Origin of the sequence: Lysinibacillus sp. Ag94 (assembly GCF_023242215.1) — a bacterium.
GTDB lineage: Bacteria > Bacillota > Bacilli > Bacillales_A > Planococcaceae > Lysinibacillus.
The window spans coordinates 460,604-484,448 of the sequence record NZ_CP096780.1; the positions used below are offsets into that span (position 1 = coordinate 460,604).

18 protein-coding genes are annotated in these 23,845 nt (G+C 35.5%); 16 read left to right on the forward strand and 2 right to left on the reverse strand.

Features of this window, described 5'->3' with window-relative positions; genetic code table 11:
* Positions 1-144: 144 nt before the first annotated feature.
* Together MY533_RS02100 and MY533_RS02105 are read right to left on the reverse strand one after the other, a co-directional pair.
* A complete protein-coding gene (locus MY533_RS02100; protein WP_248717837.1) occupies positions 145-2,907 on the reverse strand; it encodes a DEAD/DEAH box helicase in 2,763 nt (920 codons plus the stop codon).
* Positions 2,904-4,478, reverse strand: coding sequence for a hypothetical protein (locus MY533_RS02105; RefSeq protein ID WP_248717838.1), 1,575 nt, complete (start codon positions 4,476-4,478; stop codon positions 2,904-2,906). Before MY533_RS02105 ends, MY533_RS02100 begins: the two co-directional genes overlap by 4 nt.
* A 199-nt stretch (positions 4,479-4,677) precedes the next feature.
* On the opposite strand from MY533_RS02105, the gene MY533_RS02110 reads away from it, so the two are divergent.
* From MY533_RS02110 to MY533_RS02180, 16 genes are all read left to right on the forward strand, one after another.
* Positions 4,678-5,151, forward strand: a complete 474-nt coding sequence (locus MY533_RS02110) for an IDEAL domain-containing protein (protein WP_132360402.1) — start codon at positions 4,678-4,680, stop codon at positions 5,149-5,151.
* 203 nt (positions 5,152-5,354) lie between these two features.
* Positions 5,355-6,203, forward strand: a complete 849-nt coding sequence (locus MY533_RS02115) for a flagellin N-terminal helical domain-containing protein (RefSeq protein WP_132360404.1) — start codon at positions 5,355-5,357, stop codon at positions 6,201-6,203.
* Positions 6,204-6,220: 17 nt separating this feature from the next.
* Positions 6,221-6,346, forward strand: a complete 126-nt coding sequence (locus MY533_RS22070; RefSeq protein ID WP_256469497.1) for a hypothetical protein — start codon at positions 6,221-6,223, stop codon at positions 6,344-6,346.
* On the forward strand, positions 6,343-6,534 hold the full coding sequence (locus tag MY533_RS02120; protein WP_248717839.1) for a hypothetical protein: 192 nt from the start codon (positions 6,343-6,345) through the stop codon (positions 6,532-6,534). Before MY533_RS22070 ends, MY533_RS02120 begins: the two co-directional genes overlap by 4 nt.
* A gap of 90 nt (positions 6,535-6,624) precedes the next feature.
* Positions 6,625-7,569 carry a nuclease-related domain-containing protein gene (locus tag MY533_RS02125; RefSeq protein ID WP_248717840.1) on the forward strand — a complete coding sequence of 315 codons (945 nt, stop codon included), beginning with the start codon at positions 6,625-6,627 and terminating at the stop codon, positions 7,567-7,569.
* A 308-nt stretch (positions 7,570-7,877) separates the two neighbouring features.
* A complete protein-coding gene (locus MY533_RS02130; protein ID WP_248717841.1) occupies positions 7,878-9,149 on the forward strand; it encodes a nucleotide sugar dehydrogenase in 1,272 nt (423 codons plus the stop codon).
* Positions 9,146-9,859 (forward strand): WecB/TagA/CpsF family glycosyltransferase, encoded by a 714-nt coding sequence (locus MY533_RS02135; RefSeq protein ID WP_132360410.1) that lies wholly within the window; start codon positions 9,146-9,148, stop codon positions 9,857-9,859. The genes MY533_RS02130 and MY533_RS02135 overlap by 4 nt, the downstream gene beginning before the upstream one ends.
* Positions 9,860-10,453: 594 nt before the next feature.
* Positions 10,454-13,771 carry an S-layer homology domain-containing protein gene (locus MY533_RS02140; RefSeq protein WP_248717842.1) on the forward strand — a complete coding sequence of 1,106 codons (3,318 nt, stop codon included), beginning with the start codon at positions 10,454-10,456 and terminating at the stop codon, positions 13,769-13,771.
* Between the two features lie 690 nt (positions 13,772-14,461).
* Positions 14,462-14,959 carry a tetratricopeptide repeat protein gene (locus MY533_RS02145; RefSeq protein WP_248717843.1) on the forward strand — a complete coding sequence of 166 codons (498 nt, stop codon included), beginning with the start codon at positions 14,462-14,464 and terminating at the stop codon, positions 14,957-14,959.
* An 18-nt stretch (positions 14,960-14,977) separates the two neighbouring features.
* Positions 14,978-16,540: an O-antigen ligase family protein gene (locus MY533_RS02150; protein WP_248717844.1), complete on the forward strand. Its 1,563-nt coding sequence runs from the start codon at positions 14,978-14,980 to the stop codon at positions 16,538-16,540.
* On the forward strand, positions 16,524-17,450 hold the full coding sequence (locus MY533_RS02155) for a Wzz/FepE/Etk N-terminal domain-containing protein (RefSeq protein WP_248717845.1): 927 nt from the start codon (positions 16,524-16,526) through the stop codon (positions 17,448-17,450). Before MY533_RS02150 ends, MY533_RS02155 begins: the two co-directional genes overlap by 17 nt.
* 22 nt (positions 17,451-17,472) lie before the next feature.
* On the forward strand, positions 17,473-19,335 hold the full coding sequence (locus MY533_RS02160; protein ID WP_248717846.1) for a polysaccharide biosynthesis protein: 1,863 nt from the start codon (positions 17,473-17,475) through the stop codon (positions 19,333-19,335).
* A gap of 13 nt (positions 19,336-19,348) precedes the next feature.
* A complete protein-coding gene (locus tag MY533_RS02165) occupies positions 19,349-20,509 on the forward strand; it encodes a hypothetical protein (RefSeq protein WP_248717847.1) in 1,161 nt (386 codons plus the stop codon).
* Positions 20,510-20,553: 44 nt separating this feature from the next.
* The gene (locus MY533_RS02170) at positions 20,554-21,474 is read left to right on the forward strand and encodes a glycosyltransferase family 2 protein (RefSeq protein ID WP_248717848.1); all 921 of its coding nucleotides are present in this window, start codon (positions 20,554-20,556) and stop codon (positions 21,472-21,474) included.
* A 96-nt stretch (positions 21,475-21,570) separates the two neighbouring features.
* Positions 21,571-23,082: an oligosaccharide flippase family protein gene (locus tag MY533_RS02175; RefSeq protein WP_248717849.1), complete on the forward strand. Its 1,512-nt coding sequence runs from the start codon at positions 21,571-21,573 to the stop codon at positions 23,080-23,082.
* A gap of 22 nt (positions 23,083-23,104) precedes the next feature.
* Positions 23,105-23,809: a glycosyltransferase family 32 protein gene (locus MY533_RS02180; RefSeq protein WP_248717850.1), complete on the forward strand. Its 705-nt coding sequence runs from the start codon at positions 23,105-23,107 to the stop codon at positions 23,807-23,809.
* Positions 23,810-23,845 lie beyond the last annotated feature (36 nt).

Genomic DNA, 23,845 nt, shown 5'->3' on the forward strand with positions numbered 1-23,845 from the left:
AGTTCATTGCTGAAGACCGCACAGCAAAGAGCATATTACACACAACTAAATATATATATGAAGTAAGTAGGGGAAGAAGTAACAGAAGATCCACTGAAATAAAAGAGCGCCAAGAACGTTGTGCTCTTGGCGCATCTCACATCTTTAAAAATCGAGTTTCATTAAATCACGAAGTTCGTCATCTGCTAATTCAGTTAACCACTGGCTTGATTGAATTAGTTCTTCTGATAGTGCAGATTTTTGGGCTAGCATTTTATCAATTTTCTCTTCGATAGTGCCAATAGTAACAAACTTATGCACTTGTACAAATTGTGTTTGACCAATTCGATATGCACGGTCTGTCGCTTGATTTTCAACGGCAGGATTCCACCAGCGATCTGCATGTAATACATGATTTGCAGCTGTTAAATTAAGCCCTGTTCCACCCGCTTTTAAGGAAAGGATAAATATTGGAAAATCTCCTGCCTGGAAAGTCTCTACTAAGCGGTCACGCTGCTGCTTAGGCATTGCACCTGTTAAGAAAGGTGCATCAATATTATATAGTTCACTAAAACAATGCTGTAGTAACTGCCCCATTCCAATATATTGTGTGAAAATGAGGCACTGCTCGCCATTGTCCACGATTTCTGTAGCCATTTGCACGATGCGTTCTAATTTTGTAGAACGGATAAGCATTGATTCGGCATCCTCGAAAGGTTCTTTTAAATACAAGGCAGGATGATTACATAATTGTTTTAACTTACTGAGCATCTTTAAGACGCGTCCCTTCTTTTGAAAGCCTGTTAATTGCTCCAGCTGATCGAGCGTCTCTAATATATATCCTTCGTATAGAGATGCTTGCTCAGTTGTTAATGGGCAGTATTCATGAGACTCTTGTTTATCTGGTAAGTTAAGCTGTAAGTGTGGGTCACGCTTTGTACGACGAAGTAAAAATGCTTGAATTTTTGCACGTAACTTCTGTTTATGTGACTCCGACTCATCTCGTTCTATAGGTAAAATAAATTCTTCATTAAAGCGGCCGAAGCTACCTAAATAGCCCTTATGGATAAAGTCAAAAATTGCCCATAGCTCCGACAAACGATTTTCTACTGGCGTACCCGTTAAAGCAATATGATGCGTCCCTTGTAATTTACGAATAGCCCTTGATTGTAGCGTTTGCATATTTTTAATATTTTGAGCCTCGTCTAGCACAACGGTTGCCCATTCTACTTCCTGTAAAAACTCTGCATCCTGTGATACCGTGCCATAGGTAGATAAAATCACATGTGGTTTTTCTCTTCCTACTAGCTCTTTAAAAGCGTCCTCCTTTGCTCGATTCGCCTGATAATGCGTATGCACACTCAAGGAAGGAGCAAAACGAGCAAGTTCCTTTTGCCAGTTGCCTAGCACAGACGTAGGGCAAATAATGATGGACGGTTTTGTATCCTCAGTTGTTTCATAAAGATGAAGTAAATATGAAATAAGCTGAACCGTTTTACCAAGACCCATATCATCAGCTAGGCATGCACCAAAGCCTTGTTCTCGCATAAAGACAAGCCATTCAAAGCCCTCATGCTGATAAGGACGTAATTCTGCCTGCAAAGATGTAGGAACCTGGACAGTAGGGAGTCCTTTTTTCTCCTGAAGCTGCTCCATATAGGATTTAAGTGATTTTTGCAATTCAAATGCAAAAATCGGGTCATCTCGCATTGCATCATCGGCATCCTCTTCTTCAAGAGGTAAGGATAAATCCTCTGGTAACTCGCGGAATAGCAATTCACGAACGGTCCAGCTTTCATCTTCTGCTTGCTGCATCAATGCACGCATTTCTTGCATCCAGTTCGCATCGACTCGGAACCATTCTGTACCAATACGAATAAATTCGCGTTTCTCATCTACAAGCTTTTTAAATTGCTCAGGTGAAATGGACTGTCCATTCATAGAAAACTGCCATTTGAACGTTAAAATATCATCTAGTCCAGCAACCTTCTTTGTCGCTACATTGCCAGTACTTACGCGAACACGCATTTTTGACTGTTTTAAATCCTTTAGCCAAGCCGGTAGTACAACATCAAAGCCGAGTGCTTGTAATCTTGCTAAATCTTCACGTAAAAATGTTCGAACTTGTAAATCGTCAAGCATAATACGGATGAAAATATCGCTACGTAAATCTTCAATAGAAAGAAGATCTACAATTTGTCCTTGTTGCTGTTCAATAGCATCAGCATACATTTGCCATTTTGTCGGTAGAGCATCAGCGATTGGCAGTGACTGCTTTCGCATAGCTGGCGTCCAGTAGTTTTTGGCTGTAGGCGTACTTAGTACTGTTTCTAAAAGCCAAACATCTGAATCCTCTTCAGGCTCACCTAAGCGTAGGGAGACAGTAACTGCACCTGCCTGTCGTTCCTGCTCTAGTGGCCAACCACCACGCAAGAAAAATGGCATTAGCTTTGGTAAATCAGAAAGTATTAGACCTGCTTGAGCTAGTTTTTGCTGCACTGCCGTTTCTAATAAAGCTGTATCTTCACCTTCTATAGGGAAAGTTAGTGTGGAAAAATCATCTGCAATCACTGCGTGTGACCAGAGCGAGGGCTCTTGCCAATACGTTTGTAAAGCAGACACTTTTTCTAGCCATACCTGACTTTCTGTGTCCGTACCTTGCCAGTCAATAAAAGGATGCAGATAGCGCCGTGAAAAAATATCAAGGAGCTCAGAGGTTGAAACTTCAATCGTACGTTCTGAGCGATTCGTTAATAAACCATAGACATTCGCTTCATAGTTAAAAAATAATGAAGAAATGAGTGAGTCTGCTTCTATTGCTACACCGTCAGCAGTATATCCCTGTAACGTAAAATATCCTTCCTGTGCTGCATGAATACGAAGCTGTTGCTTTTTTGAAAACGGGGAAGGAGCATTTATAGTCATCATACTAAGTTTCCTTTCTCAATTTCTTCTTGTAATGCACGAAGTCGTTTATACTCTGCGCGAATTGTTTGCATATATGTCTCAAAATAAGCAGTTTTACCAGCACGCTTTGCGGCACTGCGCATACTTTTCCAGATTCGTACAGCCTGCTTATAGTTCATACGTGATTTTTGTGTAATTTCAGCCATGGCGTATAGATGATATAAGGGCAATACTGTTGCAGGCGCAACCTGAAGTACATCTTTTAATCCACACATTTCTAAATAAGAAAGGGAGGAGAGATTTAACTGATGGAGGGCTGCCCATTCACGATAACGTTCTTTTTTAATAAGAAGGAACGAAAACGGTTGAAGCCCATAAACACCAAATGCACTATATAATGTAACTTCCTGTTCTTCCGTAAGCTGAATGTCTTCGTATAAAAGCTGAAATTGCCTTACATATTGAGCTCGTTTTACAACTGGCACTGTTTGCTGTAAAAAGACTTCGGTAAATGGTAGCATCGCACGTAAAATAATGGACTGTGCATGTGATTCGCCAGCACGTTTTGCAAAAGTAGCCAGCTCAAATAGGTCCTGCATATGTTGTCCATCAATATGTGCAATACTTTCCTGTAATAAACTTTCTTTTTGTAGCAGCACATAAAATAGCAGTTTCAATGACTGCAAGGATATCTCAGGTGAAGGATTTTCAAGATTATTTATAAGTGCTAATTCCTGTTCACGACGAGGCTTTTCATAAAAAAGCACTGCCCAAAGTAGCATATATATTTGTAGTCGATCAGCAAATAATCCTTGTCGTTCCAATAAAAATTCCCGAACTAACTCTTGAATCGCATCATAAAATGGATCAGTGGCAAAAAGTCGTGATCGTCCCGTTAGCTCCGTCAATGTACTTTCGAATGATTGGACACTTTGATCAATAAAATATTTCATATAAGGAGAATCCAAAGAATGTCCTTTTGTTTCATTTAAATGACGCCATATTGTATTAAAGATCGATAGCTCCATAAAAAGCTTATATAGTGGCTGCCACTCACGCTCGAAAGGCATATGCCGTTGAAGTCGCTCCAATGCATCTGTTCGTATAGCTGAAAGGCCATACCCTTCTAAAATTCGCCCAGGTGGCAATAAACGTTTCATGACTTCATCGACCATCAATCTCCAGCTTTCTGGACTTCGTTCATCTGCTAACGATTTTAATTGCACTGATTTTTGAGCGCGCCATGCACTTGACCAATTTTGCACCGAATCAAAATACTGATAAAGAGCAAGCAATGAGCCAACCTGATGTCTACACCATTTCAGCTGAGGACAGTTACAGTGCAGCTCCTCTTTAGCAAAATCAATTTCTACAGTAGCAGGTCTGACATCCTGTACGCTTGCATATAATGTAGAACTTGCTCCATTAAAACGTTCAAAGACAACTGATTTATTCCGCACTGAAAAAACAGCACGACGCACTAGCTCTTCGTCTTCAGTAGAGGAAGGATGTAACGCCTGTTCAGCTTCCTGTAATTTGGCAAGGATAAATTCTTGGTGTTCCTTAGCTAATTGGGCAATAGACAATGCCATAACCTCACTCCTTTCAAAATGTATAGCTAGTGGGCATGTGTAAATATGAAGAAAAAAAGACTGTCCTTCCATTATACGATTAAAATGCGTACATGATAAGCTGAATGATTTGAAATAAAAAAATCGAGGAGAAGATAGTTAACAAGAAAATTTATTTGTGTTAAAATCTGAATAATCAGATAAATAGGGAGGGATAAGGATGATGCAAGTTCAATATATGAAGCCATTTTACACAAAAATCACTGGAGATAAACTACGTCTAGTGTTTGCTTATCAATATTTCTCTATTTTAAAAGAGAATGAGATTTTCCATTTCATTCCTATTGAAGGTAAAGAGATGATTATCAACTTGAATACACAACAAATTGAAAATATATCCGAGGTATTTGTTTTCCAGAAAGGGAATCGTTTTATCCGGCTGCCATTATATCAATTATTATTAATTACAAATGTGCATGAGCATCTAGCACCAATTCTTGAAAGCGCTACTCCAAAGCCTCAGTTACCACTTGTTTCTTCATTGACTGTTGGCGAAGTAGATCAGCTCATTACAGAATTGGAGCAGCAAAACATTGATAATTTAATAGATCAGGCTTTACTAGATCATAATAAAGATCTCTTTTTTGAACTTCTACAACAAAAGAACCATCAACTCGGAGGTTTCGAAAATTGAATACACGGTATTGCAATTAAGCACCTACTTTTCATATGTGAAAAGCGGGTGCTTTTATATATTGCTGGGTCTAAAGTCTAAAATATGAAAATGAACTAAAAGTTATTGATTTATAGAACCTATTAAATTAGTATACATTACCAAAATAAACTTAAAAGAATCTCACATAGACCGATATAAACAACAATAGGGGTGGTGAAATAATGCTTGGAAAATGGTCAGCAACGGGGTTGTCAATTTTAAATAATATGAATAAACATTACGGTGCAATGAACAAGGCAATGCTTCGAATTTCTTCAGGCTACCGCATCAATAGTGCTGCGGATGATCCAGCGGGACTTGCGATTTCCGAAAAAATGCGTGCACAAATACGCGGCTTGAACATGGCAGCTAAAAATATCCAGGATGGTATATCACTCGTTCAAACAGCTGAGGGTGCACTAAATGAAGTACATGATATGATTCAGCGCATGCGTGAGCTCGCAGTCCAGGCGAGCAATGATACTTTAACAGATAGTGATCGGGAGAACCTCGATATGGAATTTCAGGAGCTAAAAAAAGAAATTCAACGCATCTCGAAAGACACTGAGTTTAACACAAAGACATTACTAAATGGGGATTATGCTACAAACGGTATTAAAATTCAAGCAGGTGCCAACGCAGGCCAAAGTATCGAGCTGTTTATTGGCAATATGGGTGCTGGAGCACTTGGCTTGGACGATAAGACATCCATCGCAACTCGAGACGACGCCAACAAAACGATTTCCACAATGGACGAGGCCTTAAAACGTGTATCAAGCGAACGCTCAAGACTAGGCGCCTACCAAAATCGCCTAGAGCACGCCTATAACGCAAACGTAAACACAGCAGAAAACCTACAAGATGCCGAATCCCGCATTCGCGATGCCGATATCGCAAAAGAAATGATGAACATGGTAAAAGCACAAATCCTAATGCAAGCAAGCCAATATGTACTAGCAATGCACATGCAACAAGCACAATCGATTCTAAAACTACTCGAAAGCGGAACAACAAGGAATCCCCGATACTAAAGGAGATTCCTTTTTTAGTGGAAGCTTATAAAGAAGAGAGGATCGCAGATAGAAAAGGGATCATCGCTGATAAAAAGGTGAATATCGCTGATAAGAGAAAAACAATCGATGATAAAAGTGAGAAATCGATGATAAAAAAGTGAGGACCGCTGATAAGAGAGAAACAATCGCTGATAAGAGTGAAGTAATCGCTGATAAAAAGGTGAAAATCGCTGATAAGAGTGAAGTAATCGCTGATAAAAAGGTGAAAATCGCTGATAAGAGTGAAGTAATCGCTGATAAAAAGGTGAAAATCGCTGATAAGAGTGAAACAATCGCTGATAAAAAGTGAAAACTGCTGATAGACATGCTATAATCGCTGAAAGAATCCTAAACTAGCTGATAAACCAATTAAAATTCAAATAGAAAAGGAGAGAATAGATTGCTAGTAAAACCCTTTGCACCATCTTCATTGACTAAAGGACTTCAAGCCCTTGTGACTCGGTTGCAGCCCACGCATCCACAATATCAAAGTCTTCAGCAGGAACTTAAAATTAAAGAAGCAGGCGATTTTGGTGAGCAATATGTTATGAAGGAACTACAGCAAATAGCGCTGCTCAACGATTGCTACATTTTCCACAATGTTATACTTCCCTCTGTTATTCCCATGCAAATTGATATTTTACTCATTGTCCCCAACGCTATTATTCTATTAGAAATTAAAAATATTCGAGGAACTGTACATTTTAAAAGTGACCCACGCCAGCTCATTCGTACATCGGAATCTGGAGAGGTTCATGTTTTTACGCATCCTGAAATTCAACTTGAACAATATATTCAAGGAATGAGACATTTCTTACACACCCAACACATTTCTATACCCATTTATGGGGCTGTTGTCTTCCCGTTTAATAATGTAAATATTCATCGAGAGGACGGACGATTGCCGATTTTAATGGCAAAAGAGCTACCGATATTTCTGCACCAACATATAGAGAAGAACAAAGAGACAGTAACAATGACAGCAATCAAAAACCTTATTTTGTCACATTTACGGGATAAGACACCATTTCCGCTTTGCCAATACTATCAAATTGATGACTCTGCTTTGCGGCGTGGTGTTTATTGTGAAAACTGTGCGGAGTTTGGGATGGAGAAATTGAAAATAGGTTGGCATTGCCAGATGTGTCAACATCGGTGTCGCGATGCTCATATTCAGGCACTAAAAGATTATTATATGCTTATTGGTGAAACGATAACGAATCGTGAATGTCGTGATTTTTTGATGATTGGAAGCGAGCATATAGCAAAACGTATATTACAAAAATTACAATTACCACGAAGCGGATCTAATAAATACTCGAGTTACAAATTGTCTGGTTTATAGATGAATCGCTGATAAACTCCTGAACATCGCTGATAAGACCAGCATAATCGCTGATAAACCCCTGAACATCGCTGATAAAACTTATATAATCGCTGATAAAACTCAAAAAATCGCTGATAAACGTGCCAAAAGCGCCACAAACCGACAAAAATTTTGCTAATCGGACACAGAAAACAGCTTCAAAGTAACAAATTGATTCACACTTTCAGTGGAAAGATGTATACTATAATGCAGAACAAAATGCATCACGCATTTATAGAACATATAACAATGACTACTCGTTTTTGAAACGGAAGGAAGAATAGAGAATGACTAAATCAATTTGTGTCGTTGGACTTGGCTACATCGGTTTACCAACGGCTGTAATGTTTGCCAACCACGGCATAAAAGTACATGGGGTGGACGTAAACCCGGCAGCAGTAAAAAGTATTCAAGAGAAAAAACTTCATATTGAAGAAAATGGATTACAGGAGCGCTTGAACAAAGCAGTAGATGAAGGTTTCTTAACGGCGTCAACGACACCACAGGAAGCGGACGTATTCATCGTTGCTGTTCCGTCGCCAATTAATCCTGATAATACAGCGAATTTAGAATATGTGCGTCAAGCTACGGCTTCGATCGTGCCATTCTTGAAAAAAGGTGACCTTGTCATTCTTGAATCGACAGTACCACCGAAAACTGTAGAGCACATTATGCTACCAGAGTTAATCAAAGCAAATCTTGAATTTGGTGTAGATTTATTTGTAGCACATTCACCAGAGCGTGTTATTCCTGGTCGTATTTTTGAAGAATTAGTGAACAACGATCGTATCGTTGGTGGGATTGATGACAAGTCTGCTCAAATGACAAAAGAGCTTTATCAAACATTTGTAAACGGTACAATCCACCTTACAGATGCCACTACAGCTGAGTTAGTAAAAGTAATGGAAAATACTTACCGTGATGTAAACATTGCGTTTGCCAATGAGCTTGCAAAATTAGCCGAGAAGTTAGACGTAAACATTTGGGAAGCGATTAAATTTGCGAACTATCACCCACGTGTAAATGTTCACTTCCCAGGTCCTGGTGTAGGTGGTCACTGTATCGCGGTTGACCCTTGGTTCCTAGTTGAGCTAGGAGGCGAGACAGCCCAAATTATTCACCTATCTCGTAATACAAATGATAGTATGCCAAGCTTTACAGCACAAAAAACACAAGCAATCTTAAATCAAAACAAAATTGCTGGTGGCAAAGTAGCTGTACTTGGACTAGCCTTCAAAGGTAACGTAGATGACATGCGTGAAAGTCCATCGACAATCGTTATTGACGAGCTACAAAATCTTGGATTAGACGTTATTTCATACGATCCACACATTAAAGAAAACAAACATGCTACACAAACACAAAGCCTTGAAGAAGCGACAAAAGATGCAGATATCATCGTTGTTCTAACGGATCATAATGAATTCAAAGCATTAGACGCTGCAGAAATTACAGCGAAATCAAAAATCGTCTTTGATACGAAAAACTGCTTAAAACGCGATAAATGGGAAGAAGCAGGCTTCCAGTTCCACCTTTTAGGAGATGCGAAAAACCGATGAAAGAAACAGTACTTGGCATCAATGTCAATACGGAAGGCTACGATGAATTAATGGAGATGGCATTCGAGCGTATTGAAACAAAACAAAAGGCGCTCGTTGTTGCTATCAATCCAGAAAAGATAATCAAGGCAAAAGAAGACCCTGCTTTAAAGAAGCTGCTTAACGAAGCGGAATTTCAAATTCCAGATGGCATCGGTGTTATTCTTGCTTCCAAAATTCAAAAAGGGCAAATTCGTGAACGTGTTACAGGCGTCGATATGATGATGAAGCTTTGCGAGGAAGCGGCAAAACGTGGCAAGCCTATTTTCCTTTACGGAGGAAAACCAGGTGTTGCAGATGCGGCTAAAGCAAAACTAGAATCATTATTTCCTTCTATTAAAATAGTCGGCACACAGGACGGCTATGAAAAGGACGAACAGAAGGTACTTGACCGCATTAATGAAGCGCAGCCCGATCTACTCTTTGTAGCGATGGGCAGTCCAAAGCAAGAAAACTGGATTAATGCAAATCGCGATCAATTACATCCAACTATTTATCAAGGCGTAGGTGGATCATTCGATGTGCTGGCGGGTACAGTTAAACGTGCACCAGAGATTTTCCAAAAATTTGGCCTTGAATGGTTTTATCGATTAATGAAAGAACCTAAGCGTATCAAGCGTCAAATTGCACTGCCATTATTTTTATTGGAAGTGGCAAGGCAGAAACGGTAATAATTTTTAAAAATTGGTATTGTCGTTTTAAATTGAAAGTGTTAGACTGTATTTGTATAGGAATTTCCTCTATGAAATAAATAGAATTCCCTGCAAGGAAACAACGGTTGGTAGCCCAAGCGAAAAAAGCTCAAGCATTTATATGCTTGAGCTTTTTTCGTGTCTGGAAATATAATACTGCATTAAAACATAGATGCGTCCCACAGAATATTCACCGATATGTCTTCTTACTTTTACGCCCTTACAATTTCCATATAATCAAAAAGAATTACCAATTTTAATAATAACGAAAATGGGTTGCTAATCTATAATTGTTTATTAATGTAAAAACATTGAACATATAAGGTTTATGTACCAAATTATTGTTGGAAAAGATGTGTAATAATACTTGAAAAATCAGCTTAAATAGATGACAATGGTAAAAGAGAGTTGTATGCCCATGTTTTTCCGGAAATGAATTAGAAACTTTCCCAAAATATGATTGACAACTTTTAGGTATGCAACTATACTTTTATGTGTAGTTGTTTATTTACTGCATTTCTATGTATTTGTAGTAGAGACATATTTTATGAACTTAGAGGAGGAAATTTTTCTATGGCTAACCAACCAAAGAAATACAAAAAATTCGTAGCAACAGCTGCTACAGCTACATTAGTAGCATCAGCTATCGTACCAGTGGCTTCAGCAGCAAGTTTCACAGATGTAACAGACACTAACTCGCACAAAGATGCGATCAGCAATCTTGTAGATGCTGGTATCATCAAAGGATATCCAGATGGCACATTCAAACCAGACCAATTTGTTTCTCGTGGTCAAGTGGTTAAATTATTAGGTCGCTGGTTAGAAACTGAAGGTTATGAAATTCCAACTGACTGGAATACAAAACAACGCTTCAACGATCTACCAGTAACAACTGCTGATAAAGAATTAGTGCAATATGCTGCACTTGCTAAAGAAGCAGGCGCATTTAACGGTGCAAACGGCAACTTAAACTACTCACAAAATATGGCACGTCAACAAATGGCAATCGTTTTAGTTCGTGCTATCAAAGAAATCAAAGACGTAGATCTAGTTAAAGAGTACAAAGATGCTAAATTCACGAGCGAAATCTCTGACTTAGGCGGTCTTAATACTGAACAACGTGAAGCAATCACTGCTTTAGAGTATGCTGAGTTAACAAAAGCAGCTACACTACCAGGTAAAGCATTCAAACCATATGACACAATTACTCGTGCTCAATTCGCTTCATTCCTAGATCGTACAATGAAAATGGAAGTTACAGCTCCTGCAAAAGCTGCTGTAAAAGCTATCAACAGCACAACTGTTGAAATCACATTTGACCAAGAAGTTGAAAACGTACAAGCTCTAAACTTCGAAATCAAAGATCTAGAAGTTAAAAATGCAGCTGTAAAACAAACTAACAAAAAAGTTGTTGTTTTAACTACTGCACCACAAACAGCTGACAAAGAGTACACTGTATCTCTTGCTGGCGATGAAATCGGTAAATTCAAAGGTATCTCAGCTGTAAACCCAACTAAAGTTGAAATGGTATCTTCAGCGACTCAAGGTAAACTTGGTCAACAAGTTACTGTAAAAGCACAAGTTTCTGTAGCTGATGGCCAATCTAAAGCTGGTATTCCTGTTACTTTCTATGTACCAGGTAAAAACGATGCAGTTTATCCTACAATCACTGGTGAGGCATATACAGATGAGAACGGTGTAGCTTCATATTCTTACACACGTTACGCAGCTGGTACTGATGCAGTAACTGCTTATGCAACTGGTGATCGTTCTAAATTCGCAACTGGTCATGTATTCTGGGGTGTTGACACTATCTTATCAATTGAAGAAGTAGCTACAGGTTCTTCAGTTAATAATGGTGCTAACAAAACTTATAAAGTAACATACAAAAACCCAACGACTGGTAAAGCAGAAGCGAATAAAACATTCAATGTTGGTTTTGTTGAAAATATGAATGTTACATCTGATAAAGTAGCAAATGCTACAGTTAACGGTGTTAAAGCTTTACAATTAAGCAATGGCACACTATTAGATGCAGCACAAATCACAACAGATTCAAAAGGTGAAGCAACATTCACAGTATCAGGTACAAATGCTGCAGTAACTCCAGTAGTATATGATTTAGAACCTACTACTAGCAACAACGTGGCTAATACTGACCGCAAAAAATATGACGCATCAGTTTTACAAGCAAATGCTGCTAAAGTAACATTTGGAGCAACTCAAGCTGAGTACAAAATTGAAGTTACTCGTGAAGGTAAAGAAGTAGCTGCTACTGGTGCTACTAATGGTCGCGAATATAAAGTGATTGTTAAAGATAAAGATGGTAAAGTAGCTAAAAATGAAATCGTTAATGTAGCATTTAACGAAAACATAGATCGTATTATTTCTACAAATACGAATGCTAGATTTGTAAATACTGATGGAGATACTCAAGTATATTATAAAGCTAATTCAGACAAACAAATTACTGTGAAAACAAATGATAAAGGTGAAGCAACATTTGTTATTGGTTCAGATACACCAAATGACTATGCAACACCAGTAGCTTGGATTGATATCAACAGTTCAAACGCTAAAGAAGCTACTCTTGATGAGGGTGAACCAAAAGCTGTCGCACCAATTTCTTACTTCCAAGCACCATTCCTTGATGGTTCAGCTATTAAATCATACAAAGAAACAAATCTTTCTAAAGCAGTAACAAAATTTGATGCTACTGAAAAAGCTGTATTCAGCGCTGAATTAGTAAACCAAAGTGGCAAAAAAATGCCAGGTACTTCAGTTAAAAAAGTATCTTACACTATTTTCAACACTGGTGCTGAAGACATCAAAATTGACGGTGAAATCGTTTCACCAAACCGTAGTACTACAGTAACATATCCTACATCTACTCATTCTTCTACTGATTTAATCGTTGAGTCAGCTGAGGGTAAATCAACTTCTGTTAGAGTAATCGCTACAGGTGTTGCACTTAATACTGATGGTAAAGACTATGCATTTACTGCTAAAGAAGCAACTGCAACATTTACTGCAAAAGATGAAGTACCAAACAACTACATTGGTAGTGTTGAATCTGTAAATACTGCTGATAAAAAATTAACATTTGTTGGTAAAAAACCTGTTTCTCTTAAGGATGCTAAATTTGTAACTGAGAACAACTCTGAAATTGCTGATTTAGATTCATTTGTTGAAGAGTTACAGAAATATAAAAATGGTGTTGATGTACAATACATCAAAGATTCAGAAGGTAAAGTAACATTTAAAATTGTACGTGCAACTATTTCTGGTGGTAAAGAAGTAGTAGTTGATAAATTCGTTACTACATTAAATAGTGCAATTGTGACTGTAGCTGGTGAAACTACATCTGCTGCTACTGCAACTGTTGCTGCTACTGAACTAACTGATAAGACAGCTAATTCGTTAATGGTAGATGGTATTACTTTCACATATCATAAAAATGCTTTAGCAACTGACGAACTAATCTATGCAGATTTAGAAGACTTAGTTTACAAAATTAACAAAAATTCAAAAGTTAAGGTTAAAGCTGCAGTTAAAAACGGTAGCCTTGAGTTAACTGAAGATAGAGATGGAAAATTCTCTTATACTGTTAATGGTGTAAAATTAGATAGTACTGAGGGTAAAGCAGGTAAAAATCAAGAAGTTACATTTACATTCTCATCTGCGTTAAATGTAGCTACTGGTGATAAAGTTGTAATCAACGATAATATGTATACTGGTACTGTAGCTTCTGTAAACGATGGTAAAAAATCAGTAGTTGTTAAATTTACTGGTGCTGGAATCCCAGCTAATACTACAATTAATAAATTTGTAATTGATGGTAAAGCAAGCAACGTAATTTCTTATCCTACTACACCTGTAGTAATTAAGTAATATATAGCTTTAATGTAAAAGACTTTGTGGATAATTCCACAAAGTCTTTTATTTGTATATGCGCCCGAAATGCGTATGAGCTATAGGGTACAAGTCCTAAACATTCCCAAAAACAAGAACCAGAAATCTCATTCATTTAAAAGTTTTATCAAAACAGCATACGAATAGGGAAATATGAAAAAGATACTGGCGCAACTCCAAAAGTCTCAAACTATACAAAAACGCTTGGCAATTCCTATTTGGAGAGCAAAGGGGCTAAAAAGTCTACAATTGCGTTACGAAACTTTGCGTTATTCATCTTAATTGAACCACCTGTATACGGAATCGTACGTAGATAGTGTAAGACGTCAGGAGTTAATCACTTCCTCCTATTTTATTCAGTATTGATGGTCAATCAATTAAAAGAATCTAAACTTAATATAATTAATTGGTGTGTACATATATCTCATTTATAAAGTTACTATCGTGCTTTTTGTAGAAACTATGTTATGGAGTGTTCTACATCCAGTGCAGTCTGTCAAAGCCCTTTTCACTTTGACTGGCTACACGGGATGTAGAGCGAGTAAACTAAAGTGAGATAAATTTGGATAGTTTTTCATACAAAATTACGGGTTAGTTACATAGATATGTTAATTTAATGTATAATAGCTATATCTGAAAAAGACGTTTTTATAAGAAAGGTAGAATGGTATGACATTTAATGAACCTGTTAGAAAATATATTTTGTCTGGTATAGTTGCGTTTATTTTAGTTGGTTTGATTGTAGCGAATGTGATGGCAAGCAAGCAGGACGAAAAATTTGCAGCAAAAGAGGCTTTATATAATCAAGCTGCTCAATTGCAAGCAGAAGGTAAATTTGAAGATGCTTGGGAAGCAATTTCAAAGGTATTAAAGGGAGAACCAAATTCAGAAATAGCCAATTATTTAGCTGCAATTATAGCTGCGAATAAAGGCGATCTGAAACAAGCAACGATATATATGCAAAAAACATTGGATATAAATCCTCATAAGGTAGAAGATCCTATGTTCATGATTCAACTTGGAGAATTATTTGTTGCCGTTGAAAGGTATGACGATGCTAAAACAGTTCTTTTGCGTTGCCAAGAATGGGGTTGGGCACCCGAGGAAATGCCAAATTATCAAGAGCATGTTGCTACATTACTAGCTCAAAGCGAAAATTTGCAATAAAGGAAGGTACATAAAAGGATGAGTAAGTTCTACGAAAAAGTAACTTATCGAGATGTTGAGGAAGATATTAAATCTCAAAAGTCTGTAGATAAATGGATATTTAGATTGCTACTTGTTGTAATTGGCATTGTGCCATTAGTAGTTATGGCCGGTGTAACAGAAGTACAATCGCCTCTAATTACAAATGTAGATTCTTTAACCGGTGGAACAAAGGGGGATCTATTCACACATTTTAAAGCATTATTTGTACAGATAATTACAATTATCGCAGCTATCATGTTTATGGCTAAAATCTTATTCATGAATGGTGAAATTCGTAAAACAAAACTGAATTATGCAATAGGAGCATTCGCTGTTGCTATTGTATTATCAACAATTTTATCACCAAACATCTCAATTGCAATACATGGAATGTATAACCAATCAGATGGAGCAATAAGTTGGCTATGTTATTTATCTCTATTCTTTATTGCAATGAATATTGAGTATCCCAAAAAAGCATTAAACTATATTTTATATTCACTCTATCCATTTGTGGTTATCAACTTATTTATTATTTCAATGAACTTTTATGGACATGATTTATTACAAAATAGTGCTGTTAGTAAAATTGTAAAGTTGTTTTTACCTGAAGGAGCAGATATTACTGAAGGTTCTACTTTAGTGGGAACTTTAAATCAATGGAACTATATGAGTGGAATGTTCGCAATCATGACAGTGATGTTTTTAACAGCGGCGGTTCTAGAGAAAAATATTGGACAAGCTATAGGACATTTAGTTGTTGCTGTAATGTCGATTGCAGTTATGCTTATGGCTATTTCGACAAGTGGTTTTGTAACAGTTTGTGTGTTGATGATTGTTGTTCTATTTGTTTCATTTCGATCAGAGAGGAAAGTGCAAGGCTTTGCTATGATCGTAGTGTTTTTAGTTGCGAGTACACCTGTTTTTCATGTGTTGGCTAGTAAGGATTCTCGTGTTTGGACTGAATCAGTTGGGTTTGTGGCCAAGTCAAATCCTTATATTAAAGAAGAACCTGCTCCAGTAACTAGTATTGAAAATCATATGAATTTCGAATGGATGCAGAAGGCTTATGCTGCTGAGAAATTTGAGTTACCTGTATTGCCAGAGTGGGGAATGTCTGCTGGATCAGGACGTGTTTATATTTGGGGGAAAGTTATGAATTTGATGAAAGAACGCCCGTTCTTGGGTTATGGATTAGATACGTTGATGTACAACTTTCCTCATTATAATATTGATTCACGTGCCGGAATGATGTATGAAACTACAATTGTGGATAAACCGCATAATATGTATATCGGTTGGTTATATGGAACTGGTATCTTGGGTTTATTAAGTATGGTTATATTAGTAGTTCTAACACTACTTAAAACTATACAGATAGCTATTAAAGAAAATAGTTCAATTATTTGGATATTAGGTGTTGCATGGGGAGCTTATTTAATTCAGGCTTTCTTTAATGATAGTTTACCAGGTATTTCAGCACCATTATGGGCTATTGTAGGAATATTACTAGCAATATCTTTGAAAAATAAGGAGCAGATTAATGGAAGAGACAATTGAGTTACGAGAGATATTAGAGATTGTTTGGAAGGGTAAGGCAGTTATTGCTATATGTATAATTGTATGTATGCTTTTAACAGGAGTTACAAGCTGGTTTATAGTAGATGAAAAATATGAATCGAAGGCAGTTATACAAGTGGCGAGTAGCGTACAGGACACAGGGATTATGGCAAACTATGTAGCTTCAGAATTCACGCCAAATATCTATGCTCAGCGTATTCAAAATAAGCCAGCTATGCAACAAGCCTTAAAGGATGCTGGTATAAAAATCAATTTCAATGAAAAGAATTTAGTAGCAACAGTTGATGCTGATCCCGCCAAAAACTTAGTACAATTAAAATATTTGTCGAACTCTGCAAAGGATGCACAGCAACAGTTACAAATATTAATGGAAGCAACAAAGCAAAAAATGAATGAATCTGTGCAGATAACATTAAAAGATTTGGAGGCGACATATAAGTTAGAAGCTGGTTCATTATCAAAAGAAATAGAAATGATTATCGAGCAATATAACAAAACAATTCGGGAACACAAGTTACCTGAGATTTTAGTTTTACAGACAGTACTTAAATCTGAAATTGTTTTAAATATTTCGGAAGAACAAACAACTACATTATCAAATATAGGTGGTAGTTTACAAAATCAATTGCTACAAATGCAGGCTCAAATTCAAGCGAAATCAGAAGAATATCGAAAAACACTTTCTAATTATCAATCTGTAAAAACAGGATTAGATAGTTTTAAGCCTGATCCTTTTATTCGAGTTATTGCAGAGCCAACTTTAGCTGAAAGACCGACTTCACCGAATAAACCGATAAATCTAGCAATTGGGTTAGTAATAGGTGTAATACTTGGATTAGGTGGAATATTCTTTAGACATTATTGGAAGAACAGTGCAGTAGTTAAATAGATATAAGAGAGGTCAGCTTTGAATGAGTTATCAAATGCGTTATATGCTATTTTTTATCATAGATTCCTGTATAGTACTGTCAGCTATATTTATTAGTTATTGGCTATTAAATCCAACAATTAGTGGTTATTCGGATAAAGTTATCTTAGTTAGTGCTATAACGCTATTAATTAGTCATCACATTGCGGCGTACTTCTTTCATCTTTACAATCGTATGTGGAGTGTTGCGTCTGTTCGAGAACTTTTAACAATTACTTATGCAGTTACAATCTCTATAGCAACGGCTAGCGGTATGCAATATATAATCAAAAATGATGTATATATGCGTATTATGGCTATTACCTGGATGTTGCATATTATTATGATTGGTGGCTCACGTTTTATATTACGAGTGTTAAATGATAAAGAATCATTTAGAAACACGACAAATTTAAAGCGTATCCTCATTGTTGGAGCGGGACAAGGTGGTACAATGCTTGCTAGGAATTTAATACATTCACCGAACCCAGATCGTTTACCAGTAATATTTATAGATGATGATTTGAGCAAACAACAGCTAAAAGTAATGAATGTTACAGTAGCGGGTACTACGAAAGATATTCCAAGGCTTGTAATTAAGTACGGGATTGATGAAATTATTATCGCTATTCCTTCTTTAGGACGTATTGGTATAAAAAGTATTTATGAGGATTGTGCAGAAACAAACTTACCTGTAAAAGTGATGCCAAGTATTGAAGATGTGATGACAGGAAAAGTAGCTGTTAATGAGATGAAAGAAGTTCAAATTGAAGACTTACTTGGGCGAGATGAAGTTAAACTAAATATGGTTGCTATTTCACAAAAACTAACAGATAAAACAATACTAATTACAGGTGCTGGGGGTTCTATTGGTTCTGAAATTTGTCGTCAAGTCATGAATTTTCAACCGAAAAAGCTAATTCTTTTAGGGCATGGGGAAAACTCAATTTATACAATTCATATGGAGCTTCAACAAAGAAGTACTGGTACAGAATTAATAACAATTATTGCAGATATAAAGGATAGAAATAGAATTTTCGAGATTATGAAGCAGTATGAACCAGATGTTATTTATCATGCTGCAGCTCATAAACATGTACCATTAATGGAGTATAATCCACTTGAGGCTGTGAAAAATAATATATTTGGTACAAAAAATGTTGCCGAGGCTGCACATGAGTTTAATGTTGGAAATTTTGTAATGATCTCAACTGATAAAGCAGTAAATCCACCCAATGTTATGGGAGCTACTAAAAGAATAGCTGAAATGGTTGTCCAAAATTTAGCGAAGGATAGTCAGACGAAATTTGCAGCTGTACGATTTGGTAATGTTCTAGGTTCAAGAGGTTCTGTCATTCCTTTATTTAAGAAACAAATTGCGGCAGGTGGTCCAGTGACTGTTACTCATCCTGATATGACCAGATATTTCATGACAATCCCAGAGGCTTCTCGATTAGTATTGCAAGCTGGAACATTAGGCGGCAATGGTGAAATATATGTATTGGATATGGGTGAGCCTGTAAAGATTGTAGATTTAGCCCGCAATTTAATTCAGTTATCTGGTTTTAAGGAAGATGAAATTAATATTGAATTTAGTGGCTTACGTCCAGGTGAGAAAATGTATGAGGAGCTACTGAACGAGGAAGAAATACAAGAGGAGCATGTTTTCCCAGGGATTCATATCGGACGGGCGAATCCATTGGAGGAGAAAGAATTATATGTATTGCTGGAAAGCATTCTTTTTATGTCTAATGATGAATTGAAGGAAACCGTTATAAAGGTTGCTAATAATAAAGTATGGCGAGGCAATAGTAAAAGCCTTAGTGCAATTAAGGGGAATATTGCATATAGTATTCCAATTGATTAGGGGATAAATAAAAATGAAAATACAAGGATTTCTTTATATAGTGGGATATAGTTTGCTGTATTTCCTATTGTCGACCATTATTTATTTTTTTAGTGTAAATAGTGGGTATAACGGACTGTCTCTGCCGATATTTGGCGGTGGTGATGATGGACAATTCTATTATGAACAAGCAATGAAATTTGCAAATGGTGAGCCATATATATATACATCAATACACATTTGGGTGCTTGGTGGAATTTTGAGTCTCTTCAAGACAGATAGTGTAATGGTTTTAAGATTTTTTAATTATATTGCAAATATAATTATTCTAGCTACCTCTTTATTAATTCTAAAGAAAATAGTTAATAAAAAAGCCTTTCATATGTCAGCAACATTATTAATATTAATACTAACTTTTTATCCCAGCCTATTATTGAATTCAACACTTTCAATTTATCGTGATATATGGATTTATACCTTTTATTTATTATCCCTATATCTTTTTATTAACGTTTTTATTAGCAATGGAAAATGGCCAAGAACCTTTAATTTAATATTATTAGTATTTGCTTTACTAATGCTTGGTGGATATAGGAAATATGCGTTGTTAAGCTTTTTAATAGGGTCTATGATTTATTTAATGTTGAAGCAAATGAGTAAGAAAAAGATAAAGCTTTATAAAGTGGGCGGGATATTATTTATAGGATTATCAGTATTTTATGCGCTATTTCGAGATGTTAAACTTCCAATAGTAGGGCTCTCATTTTCAGATGTTTTACAGTACCGACAAGTAAACTTGGAGGCAGGGGGAAGCCAAATGGGCATTTCTCTCGATCATCCTAACATCGTCTTATTTTATTTAAACTATTTATATAGTTTTATGAGTAATTTCATAGGACCGTTCCCATGGCAAGTTACTGGAGGCGCTACACTGATTTTAATGGTAACAGAGGGAGTAGTATTTTTCTTTATTAGTATATATTTAATAAGGAGAATTAAATATTTTTCTAATGTGGAAGTATTCCTACTTATGCAAGTAGTTATCTGGTTTTTATTAATAAGCATTTCAAATGATAATTTTGGTACGAGTTCTCGTCTGCGGATTATTGGTTGGATACCATTAATAATCATTTTTGTGAAACATTTTTCAGAGGACATGTGTAATAAAAAAGAGAAGCTTAAGTATAGTAGCTAGCATACTGTTTATTTAACACAGATTTTAAGAAGGAGGCATAACAAATGCCTAAAGTTTCCGTTATTATTCCAATCTATAATAAAGGGCCTAGACTGAAGCAGTCGATTGAATCTGTTTTGAAGCAAATCTATCAGGATTTTGAATTGATTTTAATAAATGATGGATCAATTGATGAAACAGAACAGATTATGGAATTCTATAAAAAAAAATACCCTCACAAAATTAGGTGCTTTTCGCAAGAAAACAAAGGTGTTTCATACACTCGGAATTACGGAATTGCTGTTTCAATGGGAGAATACGTATCATTTTTAGATGCAGATGATTACTATCACGAAATGTTTTTACAAGAAACAATTCAGTTTAGTAGTGAGAAGCACTGTGACGTTGTACTAACGAAGCATTACAAAAACTTTTTAAGTAATGGTAAATCAGTAAGATCAAAGATGACTCCGAATAGCAACGATATTTTGAGAGATTTCATTTTAAGTAAAATTGATGTTAACACAGATTCATGGTTAGTTAGAAAGAATATCTTGATAGATCATAACATTTCTTTTAGAGAAGATATCACTTATGGTGAAGATATGCTTTTCTTTATTGAAGTTTTATTATATGCGAAAAAAGCTGGATGTGTTCTAAAAGAACTAACTAGTTACAATATCGGAGTAGAGGATTCTTTAAGTAAAAACACTTTTGATAAAGTATATAAAGATATTGAATGGATAGAAGAGGCTATTCAAATAATAGATGAGAACTGTCTAATAGAAAAAAGAAAGGCCATTTTAATAGATGCTCTAGAGGGATATCGATTACCCGCTGCAGTCGTTTATAGATTACACTTAAATAAAAGTCAGCTAGATAACTATCAAGAGCATAAGAATAATTTAATGGTTTACATTAAAAAGTTTCGCTTTAACAACGGGTTGAGAAGTATAAAACTGTATAAAAATATACAGCAGTTATAAATATTTTTAGTTACTCAAGCAATTATTTAAGTAGATCATGCTGTTTATCACTACTGTAATACCAATATATCATTAAAATAAATAAGGATTTATCATATGAATCAATTAAAATTAGGTATCATGTTAAATTATGTTTCAATCGCTATAACATTTATTGTTGGTTTGCTTTATACCCCATTTTTGATTCGTACTTTAGGGCAAGTAGATTATGGAATTTATGCATTGGCATTAGCGGTAGCAGGTTACTTATCGCTGCTGGATTTAGGGATAGGGAATGCAATTGTAAGATATGTGGCTGAAAATCAAGTAAATGGGACGAAAGAGAATGAATCCAAATTAGTAGGATTTTTCTATAAGATTTTTTCATACATAGGGCTTATTACAATTGTATTGGGTCTATCGATTTCATGGAATTTAGGTAACATCGTATCGAATGATTTTTCAGGTGAACAAATTAAAACATTACAATGGATGATTCTAATATTAACAATTAATTTTGCTGTAGGCTTTATTTTAAATACATTTTCTGCAGTGCTCCAAGCATATGAAAAATTTATATTTTTAAAATTGATCAATGTTATTAGAATTTCATTAACGCCTATTTTGTCGGTAATCTTTCTTTTCTATTCATCGAACATCATTATTTTAACTACGATATTAGCATTTGTTAATATAGGGGCATTATTTGCAAGCTATTATTACTACAAAAAGACTTTGCGCATTAAAATGACATTTCAGCCGATTGAGAGTACTTTAAGAAAAGAAATTATTAAGTACTCATTAATCATTTTTGTTGTCGCTATAGCAGATAAGCTGTACTGGCAAACAGACCAAATTTTGCTCGGGATATTGAAAAATCCTGAGGTAGTGGCTGTTTATGCATTAGCGATTCAATTTGTGAATATATTTATGTCTTTATCGATTGCTATAAATAGCGTATTTTTAGCTAGAGTTACTCATCTTGTGAGTGAGACGAATTATTTAAAAAGACTCAACTCATTATTTATTAAAGTAAGTAAATTCCAAACTTTTGTATTAGGCTTATTTTTATCAGGCTTTGTTTTAATTGGGGAAATATTTATTGACCTTTGGGTTGGAGAATCGTATAAGCTGGCATATTATATCGTCATTATTTTAATGTCTGCCTTTTCATTAGATTTAATACAAAATCTAGGCCTAGTAATTATGCAAGCAAAAGGAAAGTATTCTTTTAGAGCCTATTCACTAATCATTTGTGCAATATTAAACGTGTTAATCTCCATTCCTATTATAAGATTATATGGCAGTATAGGAACAGCAGTTATTACCTCTATCTTTGTGTTTATAGGGAATGTATTCGTTTTAAATATTTATTATCATAAAGTATTAAAACTAAATATGATTAACTACTGGTTACAGATTGGAAAATTAATCGTAATTACAGCAATCATTGCTGCGGGAGGCTTTGTTGTAAGGGATTTATTTATAATAAATAATTGGTTAACATTATTTATTTTTAGCGGTTTCTATTCAGTAGTATATTGTTTTTCTATTTATTTTTTATATTTGTCTAAAAATGAGAAATTGTATTTGAAAAATAAGCTATCAGGTATGAAAAATAAACTTTGATAGCGGATTAGGGGGGAACTACTTGATACCCAAAAAGATCCATTACTGCTGGTTTGGTGGTAAAGAATTAGATGAAAAATCGAAAGCTTGTATTGCAAGTTGGAAGAAATTTTTACCGGGGTATGAGATTATAGAATGGAATGAGAAAAATTTTGATTTAAATCAACATGATTTTGTAAGAGAGGCATATGACCAAAAAAAATATGCATTTGTCACAGATTACGTAAGACTGTTTGTTTTATATCATTATGGTGGCATTTATATGGATACAGATGTCGAAGTAGTGAAATCATTAGATGATTTATTGATAAATAAAGCATTTACGGGTGTTGAAAGAGGTGAGTATTGTATAACGGGTACGTTAGGAGCTGAGCAGTATCATCCGTGGGTAGAGAAGCTGTTAAAATATTATGATGGAAGATCATTTTTTTTAGAGAACGGTGAACTCGATACTACGACCAACACAGTTATTATTACAACGATTACAAAGGAATCTTATGGATGGAAAGAAGGAAATAAATTATCCAAATTAGATGATGGAATTGTTATCTATCCATTTGATTTTCTTTGTGCTAAAAATGGTATGACGAATAAATATCTAATTACAGATAATACATACACAATACACCATTTTAACGGATCATGGGAAACAAATTCGAAAAAGCTATTAAAAAATTATGTTAGGTTAATTCGACGAATATTTTTCAATAAAAAATATAAAATTTAATAATTATTATCGATGATAAAAAGAATTTTTAGGGAG

Bases quoted from the DNA above. Each gene is read 5' to 3' on its own strand.
- MY533_RS02100 (WP_248717837.1), bottom strand. From the start codon at position 2,907: ATGATGACTATAAATGCTCCTTCCCCGTTTTCAAAAAAGCAACAGCTT.
- MY533_RS02105 (WP_248717838.1), bottom strand. From the start codon at position 4,478: ATGGCATTGTCTATTGCCCAATTAGCTAAGGAACACCAAGAATTTATC.
- MY533_RS02110 (WP_132360402.1), top strand. From the start codon at position 4,678: ATGATGCAAGTTCAATATATGAAGCCATTTTACACAAAAATCACTGGA.
- MY533_RS02115 (WP_132360404.1), top strand. From the start codon at position 5,355: ATGCTTGGAAAATGGTCAGCAACGGGGTTGTCAATTTTAAATAATATG.
- MY533_RS02130 (WP_248717841.1), top strand. From the start codon at position 7,878: ATGACTAAATCAATTTGTGTCGTTGGACTTGGCTACATCGGTTTACCA.
- MY533_RS02135 (WP_132360410.1), top strand. From the start codon at position 9,146: ATGAAAGAAACAGTACTTGGCATCAATGTCAATACGGAAGGCTACGAT.
- MY533_RS02140 (WP_248717842.1), top strand. From the start codon at position 10,454: ATGGCTAACCAACCAAAGAAATACAAAAAATTCGTAGCAACAGCTGCT.
- MY533_RS02145 (WP_248717843.1), top strand. From the start codon at position 14,462: ATGACATTTAATGAACCTGTTAGAAAATATATTTTGTCTGGTATAGTT.
- MY533_RS02150 (WP_248717844.1), top strand. From the start codon at position 14,978: ATGAGTAAGTTCTACGAAAAAGTAACTTATCGAGATGTTGAGGAAGAT.
- MY533_RS02155 (WP_248717845.1), top strand. From the start codon at position 16,524: ATGGAAGAGACAATTGAGTTACGAGAGATATTAGAGATTGTTTGGAAG.
- MY533_RS02160 (WP_248717846.1), top strand. From the start codon at position 17,473: ATGAGTTATCAAATGCGTTATATGCTATTTTTTATCATAGATTCCTGT.
- MY533_RS02165 (WP_248717847.1), top strand. From the start codon at position 19,349: ATGAAAATACAAGGATTTCTTTATATAGTGGGATATAGTTTGCTGTAT.
- MY533_RS02170 (WP_248717848.1), top strand. From the start codon at position 20,554: ATGCCTAAAGTTTCCGTTATTATTCCAATCTATAATAAAGGGCCTAGA.
- MY533_RS02175 (WP_248717849.1), top strand. From the start codon at position 21,571: ATGAATCAATTAAAATTAGGTATCATGTTAAATTATGTTTCAATCGCT.